Genomic DNA, 25729 nt, shown 5'->3' on the forward strand with positions numbered 1-25729 from the left:
AATTTCAGGTGTATAATCGTTATTTTCGTCCTCGTCTGTTTTTATTTCTAACTGTTAAATATTTTACGGAAGTGAATTTGAAAGTGAAGAAGTTTTTTAAACCGTTAATTTTTATTGTAACAATTAGTCTTTTTGTATTCCTGATTACCACGCTTACCTCTGCGGAAAAAAATCCTGCCAGCGCCCAACGCAACCTTATACCGGCGGTGAATGATTCATTGGAGGAAGAAAGCCTCTACGACAGTATGCGGCTCGATACCACAGGACTCTCCAGAGAAGCATTTGAGAATGCCATACAGGGCTACGACCACCTGGAAGAAAAAGGACGCATCAAAAATCCGGACATCCTTTCCATCATCGACTTTTCGCTGCCATCCAGCAAAAAGCGTTTGTTCGTGATTGACCTGAAAAACAAACTCCTGCTATTTAATACGTTGGTATCCCATGGCCGGAACTCCGGTACCCTGGTGGCCAATACTTTCTCCAACAAAAGCAACAGCTATAAAAGCAGCCTGGGATTTTATGTCACCGGCGACACTTATAGTGGAGAGCATGGCTACTCGCTGCGCCTGATCGGAGAAGAAGCCGGCATCAACGACAACGCCCTCAGCAGAGGTATTGTAATGCATAGTGCTGCTTATGTCAACGAAGCCCTGATCAAAAGCCAGGGATATATCGGCCGCAGCCTTGGATGCCCTGCCATTCCGGAAAACGTTCACCGCAAAGTGATTGAACGCATCCGCAACGGCACCGTTCTCTTTTTCTACAGCCCGGATAAATATTATTCCATGCACACCCAGATGCTGGCCAAAGACAGTATCAACAGTTAAAACATTTTCTGTTTCATGATCGAGTCGTGGTCATACACGTCGGGCACCATGTGTAGTGTGCCATCATCTACCCAGGCGGTGAAATAAGTAATGATCACCGGTACCGGATGTTTCACCGCCACATACCTTTGTTTGCCGGCATTCATGGCGGCATCTATTTTTTCATCGGTCCATTCGGGCGAGTCTTCCAGAATGAACCGGGCCATGGTTACCGGGTCCTTCAAACGGATGCAGCCATGGCTGTAGGCGCGGTTATCGCGGCTAAACAGCCGTTTTTCCGGCGTATCATGGAAGTAGATATTAAAACTGTTGGGAAACAGAAATTTCACCCGTCCCAGCGCATTCTTTGCCCCTGGCCGTTGCCGGATCACCGGCAGTCCGTTTACATGACCGATTATTTCCATATTCTTCCGCGCCAGATAATTAGGATTTCTGCTGATGGCAGGCAATATTTCCTTACGCACAATACTGCGGGGGATATTCCAGTATGGGCTGAACACCACCTGATTTAACTGACCATAGAACATGGTCGTACTATGCCCTTCCTTTCCTACCACAATAGGCATATCAAACACTTTTGTCCCGCTATTGGTAACATGCAGCATAAAAGCGGGAATATTCACCAGTATCAGTTTTCCTTCAGGAGAGGCCGGCATCCATTTCATCCGCTGCATATTGATCAGCAGCTGTTGCAGACGGTCTTTTGCCGGTACATTCATAGCATGGACCACCGTATCATTGATGATACCGTTCTCCGTATATCCGTGTTCGTTACGAAACCGGTTGACCGCTGTTTCCAGTTCTTCCGTAAACTCATTGGTACTGTCATTTTGGGATAGTTCTCCTGTGAGGGCCAGCCGTTTTTTGATACCAATAATTTCGGGAGATGACTGACCTTTTTTTAGATGCCTGTGTGATGTGTCCACCATAGGCCACCCACCCTTTTGGACGATATCACGGTACTTTTGCAGCGCCGGTTTCATGGCTGCCACAACAGGATACAGCTTGTTATCAGCCTGCAGCATAGAATCGGTCATTTCCATGATCTCATACTTCCGCATAGGCACCATATTCTCCAGCGCTGAAAAATCACCATCCATTTTCCGGAAATAACGTACCAGCCGCCAGGTGAGCATCAGCTCTGTTTTTATCATATCGGGGTCGGTGGCTTTCACATGCATACTATCTTCTTCCAGAAGACGGTCCAGCTTGGCGTTCAGCGGTTTATCACCGCTGGTATCTTTACTATAGTTGAACAGACTGCGGAAAGCGGCTGCCTCTTCGGTGAGCCCGCTGCTGTCTACCCAGGCAAACTCATAGTTACGGGCGTTGTAAAAGCTCCGCATCTGGTTGGCAACAGTATCATTCAGCTGATATTTGACTATAAAATCTGCCAGGGCGGCACTGTCAAGGAAAAGGTAGTTATAGGCATTATTTTGTGTGATCGCTGTGTTTCTCGGTGTGATCACAACAGCGGCCACCACTTTTTTCACTTTAGACTCATCCGGGGCGGAGGGTGAACTGCAGCCTGCCAGGATGTATATCAACACGCCAAACAGGATTAGGTATCTCATACTTTTATCCCAGCAAAATAAGCACCAGCGCCTGAAATGGGACTTCAGGGAACAAACGGATATCTTGCTTGTGGCTGCAAGGTCACACAATGTGCATATAGCGCTACAACAAATCAGGTCAGGGCTTAAGCCTAATAACGAAGCATTAAGCTTAAGCCCTGACCTAATAAACAAACTTAAATCGAAATTAGCCCAGGGCTTTAGCCCTGGGAATTTATAATTAATAATTAATTTAAGCCATCGCAGGATCGCTAATGCTTTCTTTCCCTGTTTCCACCCTGCCGGCAAAACGTTGTTCAAACTGGCCATGACCTTCTGCTTTTACGGAGAAGTCGTACCACTGATGACTCTTGCTGTTGTCCACAATGATAACAGCTTGTGTATTGGCGGCAATGGTTTTCCGGATAACGGCTTTACCATAGGCCATATCAGTTACTACAACGGTAATAGCTTTGTTGCTGCGGTTAACGAGATGCAGGTCTACATTGCCAGTCAGGCTTTTGCGGTTACGCAGACTACGCTGGTATTCGCAGCTGATCTCCAGTTGCGGATCGTTGGCATCACCGGTAAATTCACGGTAAAAGCCATTGGGGCCATAACTGCGGAGATGATAACGATTGTTGTCAAAGGCATGCAGCGGCCAGGTGTCTTTCAGCTGGTCACCTGCTGTCACGGCATAAGACCAGGTACGTACAGGTTCCATCTGCCGGGTATCTGCCTGCAGGTATTTACCGGGTGCATATACATTGAAGGGAGCACCTGCGGCTTTTTTGCCAAAGACTTCATTGGAAGCAGCAAAGCTGATTTCAAAAGTTTTGCGGTCGGCTCCCAGTTTACCATTTACATATAGCTGATAAGGCAGCGCGCAGGAAACGCGGGTGCCTGGTTCCTGCCGCGGCATCCATTCTGCATTGGCAGGGTTGGCATTGATCTTTTCTATTTCGGCGGCTGTCAGCTTTTTAAATTCATCCGGCAGCTTCTTGAATCGTGCATTGTACACGCTCTCTATAAATTCGTTTCTTTCCTGGAAAGGTACCTTCACCTTCTCTCCGTTGAACGGACGGAATACAGAAGTCAGGTCACCGCAAACGGTACGGCGCCATGTGGAAATATTGGTTTCCTGTATTTTTTTGCCGGTTTTGTGTTGCAGAAAATCTTCCATCAGCTGAATGATGGAAGTATGGTCAAATACCTGTGAATTCACATAACCACCGCGGCTCCAGGGCGATGCGATCACCAGCGGCACACGGTATCCCAGCCCTATCGGGCTTTCCCTCACGGAGTCTTTTTCAACATGGCCTTTGGCATCTTCCTGTTCTCTGGTGACATATTCCATCGCAGTATCGATACCTTTGGACACCAGTCCTGTACCGGGTTTGAAAGGAGCTACAAAAGGCGGCACGTGATCGAAGTAACCATCATTTTCATCATAACAAAGGATGAAGATCGTCTTCTTCCATACCTCTTCTTTTTGTGTGAGGATATCCAGCACTTCAGACACATACCAGGCACCATACCAGGGAGAACCAGGGTGGTCGGAGAATTCGCCCGGTGCTACCAGCCAGGATACGGTAGGCAACTGACCGTTATTCACATCGGTGCGGAACTGATGCAGGATATCTCCTTTAGGCACCTGCACGGTCCTTTCTACATCACCATCTTTATAACGTAATGTTTCCAGTTCGTGATAGTCCGTATCGTTGCTATTGGTGGTAAATGCTTTGTTGTGGAGGTTTTGCGCGCGTTGCGGGAGTTTTGCGAAGTTGGCGTCTGTAAAAGTCACTGCATCTTTTTTGTACTTTTCCAGTTCTTGCTTTTTCTGGTCCAGCTGCTGTTGCAACTTCCGGGCGTTGTCACTGCCGGTTGTTTCTTTGGCGAGTTTGTCCTGCACAGCGGTTATCTCTGCGGGCAGCTGTTCAATACGACGCTGCAGGTACTGTATATGTCCTTTTGCAAAACGTACATTAAAGGCGCTGAACCACTCGATCGGATTATCGGTAAAGTTGGCCAGCATACCGTCTTTTTCGCCTTCCAGGCCGGCGGCGCTGATTTCGTTCTGGTATATCTTCCAGCTGATGTTGTTGTCTTCCAGTCTTTCGGGGAAAGTGGTCCAATGTGCTTCTGCACCGTAATCCACATCTTCATTCCATACATTGGCTTTGGCGCTGGCTTTCTGTTCATCGCGCAGGGTGCCGGTCCACAGGTAAAGCCGGTTGGGAGTAGTACCGGTGAGGGAAGAACAGAAGTTCTGGTCACATACGGTAAAAGCATCTGCCAGCGAATAATAAAACGGGATATCTACTCTGTTATAATATCCCAGTGTGAGTGGCATGGGCGCCCAGTCTTTATTGCCGGAGGCTTTTACCTGCAACCATTTATCATACTTTCCATTGTTGCGCGCATCTACCTGATTGCTCCAGGAATGCGGCAGGCTGCTCATCCAGGTAGCTTTGGTATCTTTTATATTCAGCCGGAAAGGGGCGTATGTTTCGTTTTTATCATTGGTCTGCAGCCATACCAGGTTATTGTTGGGTAAACGGATGGCACGGGGATCATTATATCCTCGTACTCCTTTCAGGGTACCGTAGCAGTGGTCAAATGAACGGTTTTCCTGCATCAGGATCACAACATGTTCCGCATCATAAAAGGTAGTACCGGGATGGGGATCTATGGCCAATGCCCGCTGGATGGAACCCGGCAGGGTTCCTGCTACGCCGGCGCCACCAGACAACAGGGCTGCTTTTTTGATAAAGTCTCTTCTGGTATTCATGTAAATACTTTTTTTATTGTTCGCTGATGATGCCCACCCAACAATGGGTATGCTTAAAGCGGCATAAAATAACAAAAAGTATGTTATGCCACAATTAACAATGGAAGAGTGGCATAAAAGCACAACAAAAAGGGCCTCCGCACCGTGCGGAAGCCCCTATGTTGAAATAAATGGTAAGCCTTTGTTTAACGCTGGTTGGACGGTATCACTACAATTTTAAACCGCATCGGCACATTCGGTGCATTGGCCCTTGTGTTGTTGGGTCCACGCAATTCTACCAGTAACGTACCAGTCTGGTGTATCACGTTGTAGTTTTCATTGTTGAAAACTTCAGGCAACATCTCAAACAACTCAAAGTTACCATTCTGCTGACGTGCAAGTGATACAATCACACCATCCAGCTGGTTGGAATTACGGTCCAGTGACGGTATATTGAATTGCACAAAATATACCCCCTGATTATCCAGTGTCCAGCCGCTGGGTTGAACATCAAAAAGGAAAGTATCATTGGGGATAACCTCATTGGTGGTTTTGGTACAGCTGGAAAAAACAAGACCCAGCAGTAACAATGGTAAGTATAGCCATGTTTTCATAAAGAAGCTGTTTGCCGTATATATTCAAATACGATGCCATAAATATTATTCATCACAAATAAAGAATTGCTGATATTTGTGGAAACCATTATCCAACATCGCTTTCATATGTTGTATCGTTTACCGCAGGAATTTCATGCCAACCCTCAGATGCAAGTCAGCCATACCGGAAAATGTGCACTGGCCTGGTTCCGCCTGCTCAACCATCAGGACAAGGCAGAAGGGTTCCTTACTGAAAACACGCTGGTATTCATTATTTCAGGCAGCAAACATATTCACCTTCCGGATGAAGAGATCATCGCACATGCCGGCGATCTCATCATGCTGAAAAGAGGCACTTACTTCATGTCCGCCTTCCTCACAGAAGAGAGTACCTTTCAGGGATTGATGCTCTGCGTACATGATAATATCCTTCGCTCTTTTCTGGAAGAAATGGATGACATCAAAAAAGCGCGGATGAATATCCCCATGGTGTTGCCTTGTAATGATCAGCTGATCAACGTACGCAACACCATCATCGGCTATATGCAACATCCGCATGCAAACACACCCAAACTACTGGAACTGAAAATCCGGGAGATACTGCTGTTGCTGCTCGCAGGCCCGCATCGCGCACAGGTACTGGCTTTCCTGCATCACCTCTTTGATACCAGCAGCGAAAACCTGACGCTCACCATACGGGAACATCTGCTCAAACCCTTATCACTGGAAGAATACGCCAAAATATGCGGACTAAGCCTCTCCGCCTTCAAACGGGAATTTGCCAGACTATACAACGCACCACCTAAAAAATGGATCAACGAAGAAAAGCTGAAACACGCCACCTATCTGCTGCAACATACTTCCAAAAATGTAAATGAAGTGGCCGATGAATGCGGATTTGAAAACACTTCCTATTTCATTAAACAATATAAGGCCCGCTTTGGTGATACACCTAAAAATACCCAACGAACTAAAAGTGCTATTTTCTGAGCGGTTTCTGTTATCACGCCAGCAACGATCCCTATTACCTTTGCCATAAACAAACAAATACATGAAAACAATCCACAGAGCCGCAGCCCTTCTGTTCCCCCTGCTGACAGCTGCTACGGCAGGTTTCGCACAACAATTTAAACTCAACCGCACTCCCATGAAAGCCCCTGAAAGTGTTTATATCAGTGGCAAAAACTACTACATCACTGATACCGGTGGAGATCCTTCCAAAAAAGACGGTGACGGATTTATCTATAAAATGGATGGCAAAGGTAATATCAGCGTGTTTGCCAGCGGACTGGACGCACCCAAAGGCAGCTGGGTACTAAACAACATCTTCTATGTAACAGATGTGGACCAGATCAAAGGCTTTGATCTCAGCAACGGCAAACAGGTATTTACACTCGATATGGCCGCTACCGGCGCTACACTGCTCAATGACATGGCTGCCAAAGACGATTCTACTCTCTTCGTATCTGCTTCGGATATCAGTAAAATATTTATCGTTCACCTGGGCAAGTCTCCCCGCTATGAAGAGTTGATTTTCTCCAACCCGGTGAAAGGAGCTAACGGCGTGATATACGACAGCAAACAAAACCGGTTGTATGCCTGCGGCTTCGGCACTGCCGGCAAGCCCAACGGAGAAATCGGTTATATAGACCTGACGCCTGCCGATAAGAAATTTGTGCTGCTCACCAGCCGCACCGGTTATTACGATGGCATCATACTCAACCGTCAAAAAACGGCCCTGCTGATATCCGACTGGGTAGCCTTCGAAAAGAAAGGTGTCATCCTCCAGCTGGACCTGAAAAGTAAAGAGATCACCACCGTGAACCATGAACCCATTGCAGGCCCAGCAGATTTCACGGTAGATAACAACGGTAATATCATCACGCCGGCCATGATGGAAGGTAATGTGCTGCTGATACCATTATCAAAGAAGTACTGATAAAAAAATAGCAAAGACGTAATGCATTGATACGTCTTTGCTGTTTTAACTTTCTGCATCAACAGGATTACAGTTTCACCTGCACACCTGCTGTTCCCCCAATATAATCACCCCAGAACTTATTATTGCGATAGTGTTTAGACCAGAGGTAGTATCCTGATAAGTCCTCGCCTACACCATCTTTCGAGTACACATGATTGAAAGTAGGCCCTGCAAACACTTCTACCCTGCTGCCCAGGCGCCAGGCCGGAAGAATGGCCAGTGTTTGTTTGTGGTATTGCCATTTGCTGAAGTCTGTAAGTGCGGTGGAAGTAGCTTCTACGTTGATACGGAAACGTGGCCCCGCAAACAAATGTGCTCCTATACCCGCCTGGATGGCATATCGCGTGTCTGCATCCTTAAAATTATAACCCACACCAATGATACCATACATCACACGGCCACCGGATTTAAATGACAGGATGGTAGTGGTGGTTTCATCAATACTCAGGCTGAACTGTTTTTCTCCATTCTTCACAATGTTGATGATACCAATAGAATAGTCGCTGCTGTCAGCGATATTCAGGAAACCAGCTACCTGCACACCTTTTACTTTTTTGGCAATGTTCATAAAACCGGCAATCTGCGTATGTGCATTTCCGTTAGCATTGATAAAACCGGCAAGTTGTACTTTAGCGGCACGGTGCATGTTTCCAAATCCGGCAATGCTGAGTTGAGCTGTATCTCCTCTGTTGAGGAAACCCGCCAACTGCCCGGAACTGGTATCACCTTTAGCAGCAAAATTGCCAAAACCGGCTACCTGATAGCCTTTCAGCTCTTTGGCCGAGTTTATGAAGCCAGCTACCATCGCACCCTGTGCCTTGTTATGTACGGTATTCATAAAACCCGCTACACTGACACCTCTGGTGATATTGCCGATATGGTTGGAAAAACCGGCTACCACAGCACCGCTGACATTTTCTTTGACAATATTTGAAATACCGGCCACTGCTGCACCAGTCTCCGCTTTGGACACTCCTGCAAAAACATGCAGCGAAAACTGGTTCGTATAAGCAGGCGCATCTTTACCATTAGTACTGATCGGATATATCAGGCCCACATGCGCGGGCCTTGTCAGCGGAGATTGTCCGGATACTTTTGTGGCAAGGTTAGAAATGGCGATGAGGGATAAAATAATAATTTTGGCTAAGGTCGTTGTTCTCATATCAGTGTATATTAATTCGTACAGAATAACGACACGTCAATAAACAGATACCCCTATGCCATTTTTTAAAAATCAGAAAATATTGATACCAGCCTGCCATCCTAACCATCCGGTGGCTCCATCCCCCATCTTAAAGGAAGGATAACCAGTAGCAGGTATCTGAGACAAATACCCATCTTTGGTTTTCCACTTTTCATCATAAATATGAAAAGCCAGGGAAGGACCTGCAAATACAGAGAGCCAGCGGGTGAGTCTATAGTTCAGTAATGGCTGCAAACGGTATACCTGTGAGTCGCTGCCATCAATAAAAAGTGTTTGTCCGGTTGCTTCTGCAGTCAGAAAAAGATGTCGGTTAAAGACAATCTCTTTCCCAATACCATACCCGACAGTAAATACCTTTTTATTACCAGGACTGAATCCTGCAAACAATATGCTGTAGAACTTTTTGTAACCCGTTTTCCAGGCAACGTTATAGTTGACCAGGTCATTGCTGTAAAGCGATAATTTATGATAGCCGTGTTTTACAATGTTCACCAATCCTATGCTGTAGCCGGAAGAGGTGTCGGCAATATTTACCAGCCCTATCTGTACACCTTTAAGATGTCTGGCATAGTTAAAGATAGTACCCAGCTGCAGACCAGTCATGGTTCCGTGGCTGATATTACTGATAGCGGAAATCTGCGCTCCTTTCGCATCCTGGGAGGTGTAGTTATAGACACTGCCCACCTGCCAGCCCTCCAATGCCTTGTGGGTAGAATTGCCGATGCAGGACACCTGCACACCGTTGGTATTTCCTTTTACAATACCAATCACACCATTCACCTGCACGCCTTCCATATTACCACCTACTTCCCCAACAACGCCGCTTACCTGTGCTCCTGCCAGGTTGCCATCCACCACATTGCTGACACCTGCTACCTGTACGCCTTTCACAGAGTCAAGTACATTGTTGTGTATACCGGCTACCTGTACACCTTTGGTTTTTCCCCCCACTATATTAGTCACACCAGCGAGCTGCACGTATTGCACATTACCTTTCACGATATTAAACACGTTGCCCAGCTCAAAGCCGTCTACACCAGCAGTATAACCACCTATCAAATTGATGGAGAATTTATTGATCACCTGTCCGCTCATTCTGCCATGGGTGCCCAATCCCGGGGCCAGTGAAGCCTGATAAGGCTTATCGGCCAGGAACGCGCCCAGGTTAAGGCTCTGCACCTTCTGACGGGAAGATAACAGCATTTTACCCAGCCAGGTCCTTTCCACCTGCATATGCCCGGTGACCTCCACCGTTTTCAGCTGATAACTGGCTGGTGAAATGGTAATACTCAACTCCTGGTCATGGCCGGTATTGATCAGCAGAGACGTATCTGAATACAGCTCCTTACTAATGCTGATGGCTGCGGTGGGACTTTTGTCCCGTAACCGCAGCCTGAAGTAACCGTCGTTGTTCGTTAAAGTAGATATAAGTTGCTGTCGTTCATACACGCTGGCATTGGGTACCCGCTGCCCCGTCTTCGTGTCCGTGACGACACCCGTTATCTGATAATAACTTTGTCCGGATGTTTTTTTGAAGAGAATGATATAGTTGCCCGACTCTTTATACATATACTCTCCTTCAAACAACTGATCGAGTATTTGCCGGACTGTTTTATTTTTTGCAGAGATGCTGACCAGGCTGTCCTGCGGAAGGATGGTACTGATATAGGAAAAGTAAAAATTCCCTTGTTTGGAGATGATGTTCAGTACATCCGACAGTTTCTGTTTTCTGGCTTCCACCGTGACGGTCTTGTTGAGCAGGCTCTGGGCCTGTACCTGCACAGAAAGAAAAAACGCCAGTACTATCGATAAAAATATTCTGTTAAGTAACATACTGTATAGCGGCGTTATTTCAATGTGATGTTAGACCCGTTTTGTTCTACTGTAATACCATAGGTAATACCGATGATCTGAAGGGCACTGTCGAGAGAGCTGTTACTGAAGGTCACGCTGATGGGTTGGTCACGCTTGTCGTTATCGGCGATCACGATATTCACGCCATAGGCTTCGTTGAGGCTTGCCACCAGTTTCCACAGCGGTGTATTGTTGCACACGAATGATTTTGTACGGTAGTAGTTGTACAGTTCATCGGTATTCTGCTGTTTTACAGGAGCAGCGTCATCATCGGCCACCACGGCTTTTTCGTTTTTCTGCAGCTGTATGCTGTTGTGGCGTTTGCTCACTTCTACAGAACCGGATTCCACGATCACTTCTGTTTTGCCATTGGCATTTTTGATATTAAAGGAAGTACCCAATACTTTTACTGTTACGTCATTTACCCTGATCACAAAAGGATGGCCGGGGTCCTGGGCTACGTTGAAGAAAGCCTCTCCTTCCAGTTTCACATGCCTTTCCTTGTTAAAGGAGCCAACGTAGGAGATGGAAGATTGTTTGTTCAGCGTTACCTGAGAGCCATCAGGCAGGACATCCTGTTTTACGCTGTTATTGGCATATATCACATGCTGCTGTTGGGTTTTCATATACCAGAAACCGGCGGCGCCCAACAGTACCAGGAGTGTGGCGGCAATGCTGAGATTACGGCGCCAGAAGGAGAAGTTAGGTTTGATGATGCGGGCTTCAGACTGTTGTTCGCTGGCACCCACCCGTTGCTGGAAACGTTGCCAGGCATCCTCTTCGTTCACCGTGCTCACAGCAGCCAGTTTTTTACTTTGTTCCCATATCAGCCGGAAATGTTCATAATACTGCTGATGGGCCGGATCTTCTGCTATCCATGCTGTTATCTCTTCCTGCTCTGCCGGGGTGGTAATGCCCAGCATGTATTTTACCAGGAGATCATCATTTATATGGTCTTTGTGTGTTTTCACTGATAAAAGTTTAGAGATGGAGCAATATAAGTAACAGGGGAAGGAAGTCTACCAGGTTGAGCCTGAGCAGCCGTAATGCTTTTCCCATCTGATTTTCCACTGTTTTGATGGAGATGTCCAGCCGGTCTGCTATTTCCTGGTATTTTAATTCCTCAAAACGGCTCAACTGAAATACGGTCCTGCATTTCTCCGGCAGTTCGCGGAGTGCTTTGTCCAGTTTTTCTTCCAGTTCCCTCATGGTCACTTTGCCGGAGGTATTGCCGGTATCCCTGTTGTTGCTCATCTGATACTGTGTATGCGCCTGGTGGTTGGCTTTAACTTTCTGATGTCGCAGATAATTGATGCTTTCATGGTATACTGCTCTGTAGAGGTAGCCGGCGATGGATTGTTTGATCTTTATCTCTCCGGATTTCTCCCACAGTTTACAGAATACGTTCTGAACCATTTCTTCTGCCATTACATCATCTTTCAATATAGTGCAGGCATAGGCATGCAGACCTTTAAAATGGGATTTAAATGCCTGCTCAAAGGTTAATGTGTCTTCTTTTTCCAGTAACGAAGTATTACCTGGATATTGCAACTCCATGCTGAGGTTTTGATAACTTAAGTCAAATATAATTCCTTCTGCCAATTGAAATGCTTTTCTAAACGACACCGTTAGGAAAGGATACCCCTATGCGAAGGAATAAAATTTTCTAGTAAAGAATAAAGCTGGCCCGTTGTGCCTGGATTCCGTTTGTTTCCGCAAAATTTCCCTTATCAGACGGCTGCTGTGTCTCTTCTTTTTGCGCGTTTTGCCGCTTTGAACACGCAATTTAACATTATCTTATACAACTATTCCATAATATTGTTCAAAAGAATATTATGAAATTTTGGTACACAACTGTCGCACTGTTGTTGTTCATGAGCACTGCTGCTTTTTCGCAGAAGACCGCGTACATCAATTTCCAGCAACTGATCGCAGCCATGCCTGAAACCAAACAGGCCACCGATACCCTGCAGAAATATCAGCAGGAGCTGGCTAAGGATGGTCAGTATCTTGTAGCGGAATACACCCGCAAATTACAGGAATACGACAGCCTGAGCGCTAAATGGACTGAACAGATTAAAGCGATGAAAGAGAAGGAATTGCAGGATGCGCAGGCCAGCATACAGGACTACCGCCAGCGGATGGAGGAGAAACTGGGCGCCAAAGATCAGCAGCTGCTGATTCCTATCATGGACAAAGCTAAAAAGGCGCTGAAAGCGATAGCTACCGAAAAAGGCTACACGCTGGTAATCGATAATTCCAAAGATGAAGTGTTGATTGGTGCAGATGCCGACGATCTGATGGCTCCTGTAAAAGCCAAACTGGGCCTGAAATAAAAAATCTGGTGATGGGCTTGCCCGGTTGTCTGTAATATTAGTTGTTACTTCTCCTTCCGCCATTCAGGATAAGTATGCATCTTCATACAACCGGATAATCCATCACCAGATCAAAACGTTCAAACTATATGTGCAGACCGTGCGCCAGCAATGTTTTCCACTGCGGATTACTACGCACAAACTCTGCTACCTTTTTGCTGGAAGGGACCATACGGATATTCTGTGCAGAAATCTCCTCCATCACTTTTCCCAGCATTAACGGCAATATACCTTGTTTTTCCAATGTAGGCGGCACTTCTGCGCCCGTCAGGAAAATACGGCTGCCATTTTTCTCATAAATAACCTTGGCCAGCTGTCCGGCAATATGCGCCTCAAACTGCCTGGCCTCCTTGTTGTCAATAATTTTGAAATCCTTCATGATCATTCATTAGTTTTTACACTTGTGATGTTCTCGTAGCGTACTAAAGGGAAAGTATCTCAATAAGGGAAGTTGAAATAAGATAGCATATGTGGTATTAAAATACCCTTGAAAGCTCGTACATAGTCACAAAGGTACTAAAAATATAGCAGAAAACCGTGGAACATTTATATGTAAAAATAATTAATATCTAAAGTAATTAACAGGCAGTCCTTTAAACGGAAGTCTGGCGTGAAACACACTCCCACTCAATGGATAAGCCGCGATTTGTTGAGCCGTCATATGCTCCCGCGCGGTAGTAATCAGCATTTCCTGCATATCCGGGCCGCCAAAAACACAGGAAGACACCTGCAATGCCGGCACCTCAATCTTGCCCAGCAGCTCCCCGTTGACCGGATTCCAGCGATATACGCCACCACCGCCCCAGTGTGCTACCCACAACATACCCTCCTCATCTATCGTCATACCATCCGGACAACCCAGCTCTCCGGGTATAACCACTGCATTCCTCACAAAACGGATCTCTCCTGAATTCACCTCATACGCATATTCCTTTACCATATTGGTAGCGGTATCATTAAAATACATCCGGTCGCCATACCAAACGATTCCATTGGAAATGCTGACCTGCGCTATTTTGATCAGCGGCGGCCGGTTATGCTCCACACAATACAGTGCTCCGTTGTCTTTCTGCGTGATCAGGTGCATGGTCCCTATCCACAAACGCCCTGCAGGATCACATTTTCCATCATTGCAGCGCAGGCTGGGATTACCGTCGAGGACAGCCAAAGTACGGCCCAGCCCATGCTCCGGCGAAAAACGTACCACACGGCCCTGTAAGCCCAGCAACAATTCCTGGCTACCTTGTACCGGCACCATCATACTCACGTACTCGCCTATATGATATTTTGTGCGATGACCTTTTTTGTCCATTATGTACAGGGAATGCCCCAGGATGTCTACCCAACACCAGGATGACCGCTCCGGCCACCAGAAGGCGCCTTCCCCCAATTCAAAAGGGCCCTGGGAAAATAGTTCTGATTGATAAATCTGCATACTTCCAAAATAGTAAAGAAATTATGAATAAGGAAACATTGCGTTTTAAGCGGAAATAAACGTAATTCGTACTTCGTAACTATCATACATGAATATTGACACTTTCTCCAAACTCCAAAAAGAAGGACTGATCAGCGAAGAGGAAATGCAACGCATTACCACCGCAGAAAACAACCGGCTTTTTTCCCTGCACTGGGAAATCAAGACAATCCTCTATCTGGGCGTATTACTCCTCAGCGGAGGCCTGGGCATCCTGGTCTACAAAAACATAGACACTATCGGACACCAGGTAATTTTATTGTTCATTGCACTGGTATGCATAGGCAGCTATGTATACTGCTTCAAACACCGCCCCCCGTTTTCCCATGAAAAAACAGTCTCGCCCAACACATTCTACGATTATGCGTTACTGTTAGGCAGCCTCACCTTCGTTACCTTCATCGGTTACCTGCAGTTCCAATACACCGCATTTGGCACTGCCTATGGCCTGGCTACCTTCATTCCGCTGGTAGTGTTGTTTTTTACAGCTTACTACTTTGATCATCTGGGCATCCTGTCTATGGCTATCACCAACCTGGCCGCCTGGGCCGGTATTGCCATCACACCCATGCAGATACTTTCGAAAAATGATTTCAGCAACCAAACGCTGATCTACACCGGTATCGCATTGGGAGCGGCATTGGTATTACTGGCGGAACTGTCTGCCCGCAGAAACTTCAAATCGCATTTTGCCTTCACCTACAACAACTTCGGGGTCAATATCTTTTTCATCTCGGCGCTTGCGGCCATGTGTATCTTCGACAGCCCTATCTATATGCTATGGTTCCTGCTGATAGCCGGCGCCGGATACCGCTGTTACACCTGGGCTTTCCGCGACCGCTCCTTTTACTTCGCCTTGCTCTCAGTACTGTATATGTATTTCGGGTTAAGTATCCTGATCTTCAGATTACTCTTTTCAATCCGTAATGATGATGGCTTCATACTGGCCCTGTTTTATACCATATGCTCAGCAATAGCTGTCATCCTCCTGTTAATCAATCTCAACAAAAAAATCAAACAATGATCGCCTGGTCTTCCACTACGCTCGACAATCTCGACATACAAACAGAGGCGGCCAAAGCGCACCGTCAGCACTGTATCAGCAATGAAACCCTGGAAACAATCCGCAAGGCACATCCGGTCAATCTGTATACACCCAATCCCGTCATCCGGATCGGCCTCTTTATACTCACCCTTATCTGCGTCAACTTCAGCGTTGGATTTGTATTGCTTACTACCGGTATCAACAACGAAAATGCGCTGCGTGGTGGTGTTGTATTCTGCGGATTGGTCTGCTATGGGATACTCGAATTCGCTGTTCGTGAGAAAAAATGCTACAATTCCGGTATCAATGAAGCACTATTATGGATGGCCACCTCTTTACTCAGCACCGGTATTCTCTTTGATTTCAATTCTACGACGCCCAGCGCCACCACCATCGCGATGGTGATGCTGTTACTCACCACACTGGCCACCCTCCGCTTTGCAGACATGGTATCGGCTGCAGGTGTTTATATCTCCCTGCTGGCATTGATTTTCCTGCAAGTACTGAAATGGGGTAATACCGGCAAAATGATCATGCCTTTTGTGATCATGGGCGTCTCCCTTGCTATTTATCTGATAGTGACCCAAGGGATCAAACGCCATGCCTTCCGGCATTACCGGAACAGTCTGACCCTCCTCCGCATCCTTTCATTGATCACCCTGTACCTGGCAGGTAACTATTATGTAGTGCGTGAAACCAGCAACACTATGTTTGACCTGCAACTTCCTCCCGGACAAGGCATTCCCGGTGGATGGATTTTCTGGATATTGACCGTGATTATTCCACTGCTGTATCTTTATTCCGGCATCCGGAAAAAAGATGCGGTACTGCTGCGTACCGGGCTTATTTTGGTCTCCATGGTTGTTTTCACGGTGCGTTGCTATCATCATCTGGCTCCGGTGGAAATAGCCATGGTATTGGCCGGTATCATGCTCACGGGCGGCGCCTGGGCGCTGATAAAATACCTCCATACGCCTAAATACGGCTTTACCTACAAGGAAGCCGACGAAGCCAGCATGGCAGACAGCATGAAAATAGAGTCGCTGATCATCGCACAAACCTTTACGCCTGACCAAACCCAGCCTCCCCAGAACAACTTTGGCGGCGGTTCCGGCGGCGGCGGCGGTGCCAGTGGCGAGTTTTAGTACGTCACTCCTTAACACCCCGTTGTGCAAGGTGAAATAGCCTTGCACAACAGGTCCCCGGGTTAACCTGCATTGCCACTGATAAACGGCCGTACAACACGGCTTCCGGGTAGTCACATTACAAACTGATAAGCAAGGAAATGCACCCCCAGGGCTGGTCTGTATTATATCTGATAAATAAGGAAAATACGGATGTATACTGCACAACGCCCCCAGACTAATCTATATTACATATCTGAGAATGCGGCTGTATCCTGCATAATGCAGCCTCAGGCAGGTTTGTATTACCATCTGATAAACAAGAAAATGTGGCTGTATACTACACCATGCAGCACCAGGCTAGAGCTATTTTTCAATCTGAAAACAAGTAAAAGGCGGCGTATAATACCGAACAGCCCGCTGAGCAGAAACCTTCAGTACAGGGCATAAAAAAAGCCTGATCGTTGGATCAGGCTTTGAGCGGAAGACCGGGCTCGAACCGGCCACCCCGACCTTGGCAAGGTCGTGCTCTACCAAATGAGCTACTTCCGCAAAAGTGACTAAGAACTGTGTTTACTGAAACGATCACTAATCATTTCAGCCTGGAGCGGAAGACCGGGCTCGAACCGGCCACCCCGACCTTGGCAAGGTCGTGCTCTACCAAATGAGCTACTTCCGCAAAAGTGACTAAGAACTGTGTTTGCTAAAACGATCATTGATCATTTCAACCTGGAGCGGAAGACCGGGCTCGAACCGGCCACCCCGACCTTGGCAAGGTCGTGCTCTACCAAATGAGCTACTTCCGCTGATAATAAAGATCTTTTTTCCCGTCTGATAACGATTCCGGCGTGTTGTTTTACCGTGTATCGTTTTTCATTGGGTTGCAAAGATAGGAAACGGAGTGAAAACACAAAATTTTTTTCAAACGTTTTTCAAAAAAAATCTTGCACACTATTGTACACAACACGCTCAAACACAATACCACAGCCGCTCACAAGGCAACAAAAAATATTATAGAATTTATATCGTATTCAGTCCCGCCGCCGGCTTCACAGCCTTTTTCCGGGCTTTTCGCTGTTTACCCCACCATATGTAAAAGCCTGTCACCGGCAGGGAAGCACAAATAAAACTGATGATAAAGGCCAGTATTTTACCTGGCAGCCCGCCGATAGCACCTACATGTATATCGTAGTTCATCGCAATCAGTTTCTCCCCGCTGTTTTTCTTCCTGTATTCCTCGCGCCCCAGCAGCTTTCCGGTATATTGGTCAAACTTCAGTTCATCTGCACCAAAATAAGTATCCTTCCCTTTATATCCTCCAATCGTATGTACACCTTCGGGATACGCTGCCGGATATACGAAAACACGGTCCACGTTTTTAAGCATCGGCTGAGCTGTATTAAAAGCCATGTCCAGTGGCTGATTACCGGCACCTGCAGTTGTTTTGGCAGAAGTGTAAACAGGCGATACCGGAGCGGTGGTAGTACCGGATGCAGCCACATATACAGCAGCTTCAAACCATTTAAACGCCCATACCATACCCGTGAGTGCAATTACCAGGGCCACCAGCAGGGAATAGAAGCCCAGCACATTATGCAGGTCGTAGTTTATCCTTTTGAAACCTGCCTTCCATTTGATTTTGAAGCTCTGGTCGCGCGCCGCTTTGGTCCAGCGTTTGGGCCACCACATAATCAACCCGGTGATCAGCAGCACCACAAAGATAACAGTGCTCCATCCCACTACAGGCTGCCCGTACCTGGTATTCAGCAGTAGGCTCCAGTGGATATTTTTAACGATGTTGAAAAAATTGTGCTTGTAGTCGATCTTCCCTGTTATCTGCCCGGTATAGGGATTCACCAGTACGGATTCGTAGTATTCCACCGCCCCGAAATAGGTGATGGCAGTATCATTGCCCTTATAGGCCATAAACTCCCAGGCCCGGTCCGGAAGACGCCAGGTGGTCATGGAAAGTATCGGTTTATCGGCTCCGAGGACTTGCTGGGCATGGTCGCGCAGCACACTCAGCGGCAACGTCTGCTCCTGCGGCACTACCTGCAACTGCCGGTGATATACCAGCTCATTAATTTCCCGCTGGAAAACAAACAGACAACCGGTAATACTGATAATCAGCACAATGAGGCCGGAAGCCAGTCCCAGCCACAGATGCAGCTTGTCTACCACCGTTCGTGCCATGGATTTTTTTTTGCCGGGTTTCCCTGCTTCCTTCTTTTTCGGTTGGGTCATTGTTTTCATAAAGCCTGGCCGGGAATATCCGGCGCTGCAAAAATCATAGGTTATCAGCTCCGGACCTGCTCTTATCGGGAATATTATTTGCGCAATGAGGAAAAGAAACGGAAGGAGGGAGTAACCGGTTAAACGTAGGGGTGATAGTCCGGCTTGTCTTTAAAAGTCCCGTTACCAGGGGTATACAGACTGTTCTGCAGCCCTCATGAATCCGAAGATGCCCCACCTCCACCGAGATGCCAACATGAACACAAAACCATAGGGAGATGCCAACAAAAAAGGCTGACCAATGGTCAGCCCCGGATAATTATGTAAAAGCAGTATGCTTATTTATATTTTGGATTGTACAAGGAACTTTCCTGCACGGTCACCTCAGGTTTACCTTGATATTTGTGCTTATAAAGATTGTAGCAACCTCCCAGTGTGAATGCCACGATACAAAACAGGCCCACGTAATAGAGGAAGCGGGAGCGGGAAACCCTGTTACGGGTGATGTCATTCTTGTTTTCTATAGTGTTATGTTCCATATTCAGATTATTTCCGGTGCAAACCTAATAAATATTTTGGATTTATCTATCCGCTAAAACAGATATTTTGTCAATATCATATCAGCTCGGAGAATTTTTTGTGTCTCAGGAAATAATACCGCCAGATCATGATACCATGGAATACTCCTTTCATCCGCATGAGTTTCATTTCCGGCAGGTTATCCTGTTTAACATACTTTTTCCGCCACCGGCAATAGTCGCGGTAGGCGCGGTAGATGGCCGCCATATCCCTGGGTTTGCCGGACACCAGGCTTTTCACAGCCGCCAGGATGTCCAGGAAAAAACGCTGAAAAAGCACGATCCAGCGGTCTTCACTATGCAGGTTCTTCCACAGCATCATCAGGTTGTTGCGGAAGTTAAGATATAGCTTGCGGGGGTTGCCTTGCGGCAGGCTGCCACCACCTACGTGGAATACTTTGGAACCGGGGCAATAGCAGATCCGGTAACCGGCCCGCTGCAGGCGCCAGCACAGATCCACCTCTTCCATATGGGCAAAGAAGTCGCGGTCAAATCCGCCTACCTCATGAAAACAGGCCGAACGGATAAACAACGCTGCACCGGTAGCCCAGAAAATATCCTGTGCATCATCGTACTGGCCTTTATCTTTTTCGGTAGTATACAGAATACGTCCCCGGCAAAAAGTATAGCCCAGAACGTCCATCCAGCCGCCGGCAGCACCGGCGTACTCAAACTCGTCGGGCTGATGATAGGCCCGCATCTTAGGCTGACAGGCAGCAATACGCGGGTCGGATTCCATCAGGGTCACCACCGGCTCTATCCATCCCGGCTCTACTTCCACATCCTGATTCAGCAACACATATATATCAGCCTTCACATGGGCCAGGGCTTCATTATAACCACCGGCAAAACCATCATTCGCAGGGTTTCGGATAATACTGACCGCCGGATAATGCGCCTGTACAAACGCCACACTGTCGTCTGTAGAAGCATTGTCGGCCAGCACCAGCTGCAGATTACCATACGTAGAGCGGCACACCGAGGGCAGGAACTTCTCCAGGAAAGCCTTCCCGTTCCAATTTAAAATAACAACTGCAACTGACGGCAATATGGGCAACGGATATTACGTTTATGCGTGAACAATTAATTTAAGAGATGCAAATATGCAACAAAGGATTCTAATATTTGCTAATCATACAGAATCATCAAAGCGGAATAAGGCTTAAATTAGATTTATGTTTAAACAATATATCGGGTGGAAGTTCGTACTGGCCTCCATAGCAGTGCTCATCATCGTGACCACAATATGGTTTGCCAGCAGCTTGTCGAGAAAAATTCAGGATGAAGAACGAAAAAAAGTAGCCACCTGGGTAGAAGCCAACCGGGAACTCCTCAAATCCGATTCAGACGCCAATCTCAACCTCGCCGTGGAAATCGTGACCACCAATACCACCATCCCACTGATCCTCACCGACGAACAAGGCACCATCCGCGACAGCCGTAACCTCGACTCCATCCGCATCGCACAAAATCCTCAATACCTGAAAGAACAGTTGATCGCCTTCAAAAAACAGCATCCTCCCTTTATCATGGAAGTGGATGCCCGCCATAAACTGTACAACTACATCTACTACGGCGACTCCCTCATACTCAAACAGGTGCGGTACTACCCCTATGTTCAGCTGCTGGTGGTAACACTCTTCATCGCCCTCGTGTTGTTTGCACTCTCCAGCACCAACAGAGCCACCCAAAACCAGGTATGGGTAGGTCTTGCCAAGGAAACAGCCCACCAGCTGGGCACCCCGCTGTCCTCCATGGAAGCGTGGCTGGAAATACTCCGGGAAAATGAAGCCAACCAGATGATGGTCACCGAACTGGCCAAAGATGTGGACCGCCTTAAACTGATCACCGACCGCTTCTCCAAAATAGGCAGCGTCCCCAAACTGGAAGAAAGGGATGTACTCGAACAACTGGAAAACATGGTGGCCTACATCCGTAAAAGAGCACCACAGAAAGTATTCTTCTCCATACATACCACCGAAAAGGAACTGCCGGTAATGATCTCTCCCCCGCTCTTCGACTGGGTAGTGGAGAACCTCTTAAAAAACGCGCTGGATGCCATGGAAGGAAGCGGCAAAATAGATATCTACATAGAAAATCATCCCACTTTCGTCACCATCGATATCTCAGATACCGGCAAGGGCATTCCTAAAATGAACTTCGAAAAAGTGTTCAAGCCAGGCTTCAGTACCAAAAAAAGAGGTTGGGGTTTGGGCCTCTCCCTGGCCAAAAGAATCATCGAAGAATACCATAAAGGAAGACTTTTTGTAAAATCTTCAGAAATAAATAAAGGCACTACTTTCCGCATCCTGCTTAGAAAGTAGCCGATTTTTACCCCGCTGTGGAAAATACATTTTTGAGAAAAAGCATAAATAAATTTGCTTATTTCTAAAAAGCCCTTATTTTTGCAGCCCATTCTACCAGAAAAGATGCGAAGGTGGCGAAATTGGTAGACGCGCTACTTTGAGGTGGTAGTGCCTGAAAGGGCTTGAGAGTTCGAATCTCTTCCTTCGCACGACTTGCTAAAACCCCGCTCCAGGAGCGGGGTTTTTTGTTTTTATACAGCAACAGACACTCAAACAGTTAAATCACTTACAGGAGGATGCACCCGGATTTGCGAACTTCATAGAAATTAATTCTTATGAAAAAGCTTATTTCATCTTTCCTGCTAATCCTCTTTCTTGGTGGCAGTAGTTTTACTACGCTAAAGAACTACAAAACAACTGCTCAGACCAATAATGAATCCACCATTCGAAGATGGGACCTCTATAGTTTCGTTGTACAGGATGTAAATGGTAATTATGTAACGCTGGCCGATATATACATCAATAACATACATGCAGATTATGTATATAGTGGATTTGGTACAGTAAGAGCGAATATAGGTGACTCATATTCTATTGTTGACAATACCAACAACATTTCTGCTTCTGGTACAATCACAACCAAATTAACATTTGTAACCCTACATTAACACACCCACACACAAACAACTGAAATTCATATTCTTACAATAAATTTCAATTGTTATTATGTTAACTACTTTTCGCTTCTTAACAATTCCTTCATTTTTTCTTAACAACCGGCTAATAATAAAAACTGAATTTAGCCATACCCCAGACAGGAAAAAGAGACTATAACTTTTACCATTGTTTGTTTCACCATGCGTACTGGAAGGAAGTAGTATTCCTTCCATTTTTTTATTCCCATCAGGCAAACTTTCTAAACCCTATCTTTACATAATTTTTGTACTGAGATTATGGGAACATCTATTACCTGTCCCAATTGCAAACACCAGTTTGTCATGGAGGATGCTTTTGCAGCAGACATTGAAAAGGAAATGAGGGGGAAAATGGAAGCTGAATGGCGCAGGCGCCTGGATTCCCTGCAGGCCGAAAAAAACTCCCTGCTTTCCGAAAAAACAAAGATGGCGCAGGAACGCCAGCAGATAGAAACGCTCAGACTTCAACAGGAAGACGAGATCAGCAAAAGGGTGCTGGCAGAGAAAAAACATCTGCAGGACACCCTGGCGGAAGACCTGCGCAAATCCATTTCCGCTGATTTCGACAACCAGGTAGCCCTGCTCCGCGAAGCCAACCAGGAACAGGAAGCCAGGCTGAAAGAAGCCCGCAGACAGGAATTGGAATTTCTCCGGAAAGAACAGGAAATGAAAAGCAGGGAACAGGAAATGGAACTCCAGCTCCAGAAAAAACTGCTCGAATCACGCAATGAACTGGCAGAAAAAATCCGCCGGGAAGAAGCAGAACGCAACAGCCTTAAAGATACCGAATACCAGCTGCGTATGCGCGAGCTGGAAAAACAACTGGAAGACCAGCGTAAACTGGCCGAAGAGATGAAACGCCGCGCTGAACAAGGCTCTTCACAGCTGCAGGGAGAAGTACAGGAACTCGTTCTGGAAGAAATGCTCCGCAGCACTTTCCCGTTCGACGAAGTAACGCCTGTAGGCAAAGGTGTAAGAGGAGCAGATTGTGTTCAGCTGGTACGTAATTCCCTGGGCCAGGAATGTGGCCGCATCATCTACGAAAGTAAAAGGACCAAGGAATTTGCACGCGACTGGGTCGAAAAACTGAAAGCCGATATGCGCAGCCAGGGCGTGGATGTGGCCATCCTCGTTACCCAAACCATGCCCAAAGACATGGAGCGTTTCGGAGAAAAAGACGGCGTATGGATCTGTACCTTCTCCGAAGTAAAAGCGCTGGCTTATATCCTGCGGGATGGTATCATTAAGATCGCTGCCAGTGTACGCACCCAGGAAAATAAAGGCGACAAAATGCACATGCTCTATGGTTACCTTACCAGCATTGAATTTGCTGAACAATGGAAAGCCATCAGAGAAGGTTTTATGTCGATGAAATTATCGATACAACGCGAACGCGACGCCATGGAAAAACTCTGGAAAGCCCGCGAAAAACAACTTGAAAAAGTATTACTCAACGCTGCCCATATAAAAGGCTCTATCGAAGGTATCGCCGGCAGCGACTCCGTAGATCTCAAACTACTGGAAGACGCCGCCGATGAAATACTGGAATAACCTTTAAACCTAATTGTTTTCAAATCGTCTCACTAACCTATGAAAAGCCGTATAAACAACGAATACAACACGATTATTTTTGATCTGGGGTCTGTATTGATAGACTGGAACCCGCGTTATCTTTACCGTAAGATATTTGCCACTGAAGCAGAAATGGATAATTTCCTGCAAAACATCTGTACATCCGACTGGAATGAAGAACAGGATGCAGGCAGAAGCCTGCAGGAAGGCACCGAAATGCTGATAGCCACTTATCCGCAACATGAAGCGCATATACGCGCATTTTACGGCCGCTGGAAAGAAATGCTGGCCGGTGAAATCGCTGATTCCGTAACGTTACTGCGCCAACTGAAAGAGAGCGGCAAATACAAACTCTATGCACTCACCAACTGGTCTAACGAAACCTTCCCGCTCGCACTGGTCGAATTCCCTTTCCTGCAATGGTTTGATGGTATTGTGGTATCAGGCCGTGAAAAACAGCGCAAGCCCTATCCCGCTTTCTACCAGCTGCTGCTCGACAGATACCAGGTGTCTGCCGAAAAAGCATTGTTTATCGATGATAACCTGCGTAACGTTAAAGCGGCCGAGCAACACGGCATTGATAGTATCCACTTCATCCACCCGGAGCAATTGAAAGATGCATTAATCACAAAAAACATATTAAATTAGTCATCTTTGTTAAAAGCTCATTTTGTTAACCCAATTTCATTTTAAGATTACCTTAACAATTCAGCACTAAACTTTTTGTAACATCTTCCCATCCAAAGCGTTGAACAAGAAGAGATACGGAAACTTCCTGCAGCCGCGTGCCAACCGGCGTTAAATTTGTTAACATTTGACACGCACTCCGCTGTTAACCTGTACACGGAAGAGACCATTCCTTAAAAATTAATACGCGAGGATATGAAAAGAACAATGTATTTATTAAGTGCTGTTGCCGTTGTGATGGCAATGCTTTCATTCAGCAGCTGTCGTAAAGACCCCTTAAAAGATATGACAGATGAGGAGTCACGGATTTATATCACCAACCACGACGCCAAAGCTGACTTCACCTCCTACTCCACTTTCAGCATAGTAGATTCTGTGGTGGTGCTGAGCAGAAACAGCGACGCTGCTAAAAAAGCGCTGACTACCTACGACAAACAACTGATCGCTTCTGTTACCGCCGCCATGAAACAACGTGGCTACACGCTGGTAGATAAATCTGCCAAACCAGACCTTGGCATCAACCTCACCAGAATAGACAACTCCTATACGTCTATCAGCTGGAACCCGGGATGGTGGGGCGGTCCCGGCTATTGGGATGCCGGTTACTGGGGATATCCCGGTGGTGGCTGGTTCTGGCCTTCCTACTATAACGTGTTCCAGGTAAACGAAAAACAAACCGCTATCGATCTCTTCGATCTCAAAAATGCGCAGAACGACAAATTCAATGTCATCTGGAATTCGCTCTGGCGCGGTTCCGGCGTCTGGAACACCAACAATGTGGATGCAATGGTTCAGGCTTCATTTGCCCAGTCTGCCTATCTGAGCAAAAGCAAATAAGCTGATTCAAAAACTT

The 25729-nt window shown here is 46.6% G+C and carries 23 protein-coding genes and 4 tRNA genes; 13 read left to right on the forward strand and 14 right to left on the reverse strand.

What is annotated here, in order from left to right:
* The first annotated feature begins 71 nt into the window (after window positions 1-71).
* Window positions 72-830: a murein L,D-transpeptidase catalytic domain family protein gene (locus KD145_RS12550; protein ID WP_249219810.1), complete on the forward strand. Its 759-nt coding sequence runs from the start codon at window positions 72-74 to the stop codon at window positions 828-830.
* Here the strand turns inward: KD145_RS12550 and KD145_RS12555 are convergent.
* The 3 genes from KD145_RS12555 to KD145_RS12565 form a co-directional block, all read right to left on the reverse strand.
* Window positions 827-2404, reverse strand: coding sequence for a murein L,D-transpeptidase (locus KD145_RS12555; protein WP_212006223.1), 1578 nt, complete (start codon window positions 2402-2404; stop codon window positions 827-829). The two genes, KD145_RS12550 and KD145_RS12555, sit on opposite strands and share 4 nt — an antisense overlap.
* Window positions 2405-2636: 232 nt before the next feature.
* Window positions 2637-5174: a phosphocholine-specific phospholipase C gene (locus KD145_RS12560; protein WP_212006224.1), complete on the reverse strand. Its 2538-nt coding sequence runs from the start codon at window positions 5172-5174 to the stop codon at window positions 2637-2639.
* Between the two features lie 185 nt (window positions 5175-5359).
* On the reverse strand, window positions 5360-5767 hold the full coding sequence (locus KD145_RS12565; protein ID WP_212006225.1) for a hypothetical protein: 408 nt from the start codon (window positions 5765-5767) through the stop codon (window positions 5360-5362).
* A gap of 108 nt (window positions 5768-5875) precedes the next feature.
* Here KD145_RS12565 and KD145_RS12570 point away from each other — a divergent pair, with 108 nt between their 5' ends.
* On the forward strand, window positions 5876-6739 hold the full coding sequence (locus tag KD145_RS12570) for a helix-turn-helix transcriptional regulator (RefSeq protein ID WP_212006226.1): 864 nt from the start codon (window positions 5876-5878) through the stop codon (window positions 6737-6739).
* Between the two features lie 61 nt (window positions 6740-6800).
* A complete protein-coding gene (locus KD145_RS12575; RefSeq protein WP_212006227.1) occupies window positions 6801-7688 on the forward strand; it encodes a hypothetical protein in 888 nt (295 codons plus the stop codon).
* Window positions 7689-7755: 67 nt separating this feature from the next.
* Here KD145_RS12575 and KD145_RS12580 read toward each other — a convergent pair whose 3' ends face one another.
* The 4 genes from KD145_RS12580 to KD145_RS12595 form a co-directional block, all read right to left on the reverse strand.
* Window positions 7756-8892: a hypothetical protein gene (locus tag KD145_RS12580; protein WP_212006228.1), complete on the reverse strand. Its 1137-nt coding sequence runs from the start codon at window positions 8890-8892 to the stop codon at window positions 7756-7758.
* A gap of 72 nt (window positions 8893-8964) precedes the next feature.
* Window positions 8965-10767, reverse strand: a complete 1803-nt coding sequence (locus KD145_RS12585) for a carboxypeptidase-like regulatory domain-containing protein (RefSeq protein ID WP_212006229.1) — start codon at window positions 10765-10767, stop codon at window positions 8965-8967.
* Between the two features lie 14 nt (window positions 10768-10781).
* Window positions 10782-11759 carry a FecR domain-containing protein gene (locus KD145_RS12590; protein WP_212006230.1) on the reverse strand — a complete coding sequence of 326 codons (978 nt, stop codon included), beginning with the start codon at window positions 11757-11759 and terminating at the stop codon, window positions 10782-10784.
* A 10-nt stretch (window positions 11760-11769) separates the two neighbouring features.
* The gene (locus KD145_RS12595; RefSeq protein WP_212006231.1) at window positions 11770-12345 is read right to left on the reverse strand and encodes an RNA polymerase sigma-70 factor; all 576 of its coding nucleotides are present in this window, start codon (window positions 12343-12345) and stop codon (window positions 11770-11772) included.
* A 278-nt stretch (window positions 12346-12623) separates the two neighbouring features.
* On the opposite strand from KD145_RS12595, the gene KD145_RS12600 reads away from it, so the two are divergent.
* Window positions 12624-13124 (forward strand): OmpH family outer membrane protein, encoded by a 501-nt coding sequence (locus KD145_RS12600; RefSeq protein ID WP_212006232.1) that lies wholly within the window; start codon window positions 12624-12626, stop codon window positions 13122-13124.
* Between the two features lie 124 nt (window positions 13125-13248).
* Here the strand turns inward: KD145_RS12600 and KD145_RS12605 are convergent, their stop codons facing one another.
* Together KD145_RS12605 and KD145_RS12610 are read right to left on the reverse strand one after the other, a co-directional pair.
* A complete protein-coding gene (locus KD145_RS12605; protein ID WP_212006233.1) occupies window positions 13249-13542 on the reverse strand; it encodes a GNAT family N-acetyltransferase in 294 nt (97 codons plus the stop codon).
* Between the two features lie 183 nt (window positions 13543-13725).
* Window positions 13726-14598, reverse strand: a complete 873-nt coding sequence (locus tag KD145_RS12610; RefSeq protein ID WP_212006234.1) for an SMP-30/gluconolactonase/LRE family protein — start codon at window positions 14596-14598, stop codon at window positions 13726-13728.
* A gap of 88 nt (window positions 14599-14686) precedes the next feature.
* Between KD145_RS12610 and KD145_RS12615 the strand changes: the two genes are divergently transcribed.
* Together KD145_RS12615 and KD145_RS12620 are read left to right on the forward strand one after the other, a co-directional pair.
* Window positions 14687-15661, forward strand: coding sequence for a DUF2157 domain-containing protein (locus KD145_RS12615; RefSeq protein WP_212006235.1), 975 nt, complete (start codon window positions 14687-14689; stop codon window positions 15659-15661).
* A complete protein-coding gene (locus KD145_RS12620) occupies window positions 15658-16827 on the forward strand; it encodes a hypothetical protein (protein ID WP_212006236.1) in 1170 nt (389 codons plus the stop codon). Before KD145_RS12615 ends, KD145_RS12620 begins: the two co-directional genes overlap by 4 nt.
* 458 nt (window positions 16828-17285) lie before the next feature.
* Here KD145_RS12620 and KD145_RS12625 read toward each other — a convergent pair.
* The 4 genes from KD145_RS12625 to KD145_RS12640 form a co-directional block, all read right to left on the reverse strand.
* Window positions 17286-17358, reverse strand: a tRNA-Gly gene (locus KD145_RS12625).
* Between the two features lie 51 nt (window positions 17359-17409).
* Window positions 17410-17485, reverse strand: a tRNA-Gly gene (locus KD145_RS12630).
* A gap of 51 nt (window positions 17486-17536) precedes the next feature.
* Window positions 17537-17612, reverse strand: a tRNA-Gly gene (locus KD145_RS12635).
* Window positions 17613-17826: 214 nt separating this feature from the next.
* Window positions 17827-19059 carry a PepSY domain-containing protein gene (locus tag KD145_RS12640; protein WP_212006237.1) on the reverse strand — a complete coding sequence of 411 codons (1233 nt, stop codon included), beginning with the start codon at window positions 19057-19059 and terminating at the stop codon, window positions 17827-17829.
* Window positions 19060-19316: 257 nt separating this feature from the next.
* Between KD145_RS12640 and KD145_RS12645 the strand changes: the two genes are divergently transcribed.
* A complete protein-coding gene (locus tag KD145_RS12645; protein WP_212006238.1) occupies window positions 19317-19634 on the forward strand; it encodes a hypothetical protein in 318 nt (105 codons plus the stop codon).
* 19 nt (window positions 19635-19653) lie between these two features.
* On the opposite strand, the gene KD145_RS12650 is transcribed toward KD145_RS12645, so the two are convergent.
* Complete coding sequence (locus tag KD145_RS12650) at window positions 19654-20664, reverse strand: glycosyltransferase family 2 protein (RefSeq protein ID WP_249219811.1); 1011 nt, start codon at window positions 20662-20664, stop codon at window positions 19654-19656.
* 127 nt (window positions 20665-20791) lie between these two features.
* Between KD145_RS12650 and KD145_RS12655 the strand changes: the two genes are divergently transcribed.
* The 6 genes from KD145_RS12655 (at window position 20792) to KD145_RS12680 (ending at window position 25713) form a co-directional block, all read left to right on the forward strand.
* A complete protein-coding gene (locus KD145_RS12655; RefSeq protein WP_212006240.1) occupies window positions 20792-21940 on the forward strand; it encodes a PAS domain-containing sensor histidine kinase in 1149 nt (382 codons plus the stop codon).
* 107 nt (window positions 21941-22047) lie between these two features.
* Window positions 22048-22131, forward strand: a tRNA-Leu gene (locus KD145_RS12660).
* Window positions 22132-22257: 126 nt separating this feature from the next.
* On the forward strand, window positions 22258-22590 hold the full coding sequence (locus KD145_RS12665) for a hypothetical protein (RefSeq protein ID WP_212006241.1): 333 nt from the start codon (window positions 22258-22260) through the stop codon (window positions 22588-22590).
* A gap of 285 nt (window positions 22591-22875) precedes the next feature.
* On the forward strand, window positions 22876-24168 hold the full coding sequence (locus KD145_RS12670; RefSeq protein ID WP_212006242.1) for a DUF2130 domain-containing protein: 1293 nt from the start codon (window positions 22876-22878) through the stop codon (window positions 24166-24168).
* Between the two features lie 39 nt (window positions 24169-24207).
* The gene (locus tag KD145_RS12675; protein WP_212006243.1) at window positions 24208-24837 is read left to right on the forward strand and encodes an HAD family phosphatase; all 630 of its coding nucleotides are present in this window, start codon (window positions 24208-24210) and stop codon (window positions 24835-24837) included.
* Window positions 24838-25071: 234 nt separating this feature from the next.
* Entirely contained in the window at window positions 25072-25713 is a 642-nt protein-coding gene (locus KD145_RS12680; RefSeq protein ID WP_212006244.1) for a DUF4136 domain-containing protein, read from the forward strand.
* The last annotated feature ends 16 nt before the right edge of the window (window positions 25714-25729 follow it).

It is taken from the genome of Chitinophaga sp. HK235 (assembly GCF_018255755.1).
GTDB lineage: Bacteria > Bacteroidota > Bacteroidia > Chitinophagales > Chitinophagaceae > Chitinophaga.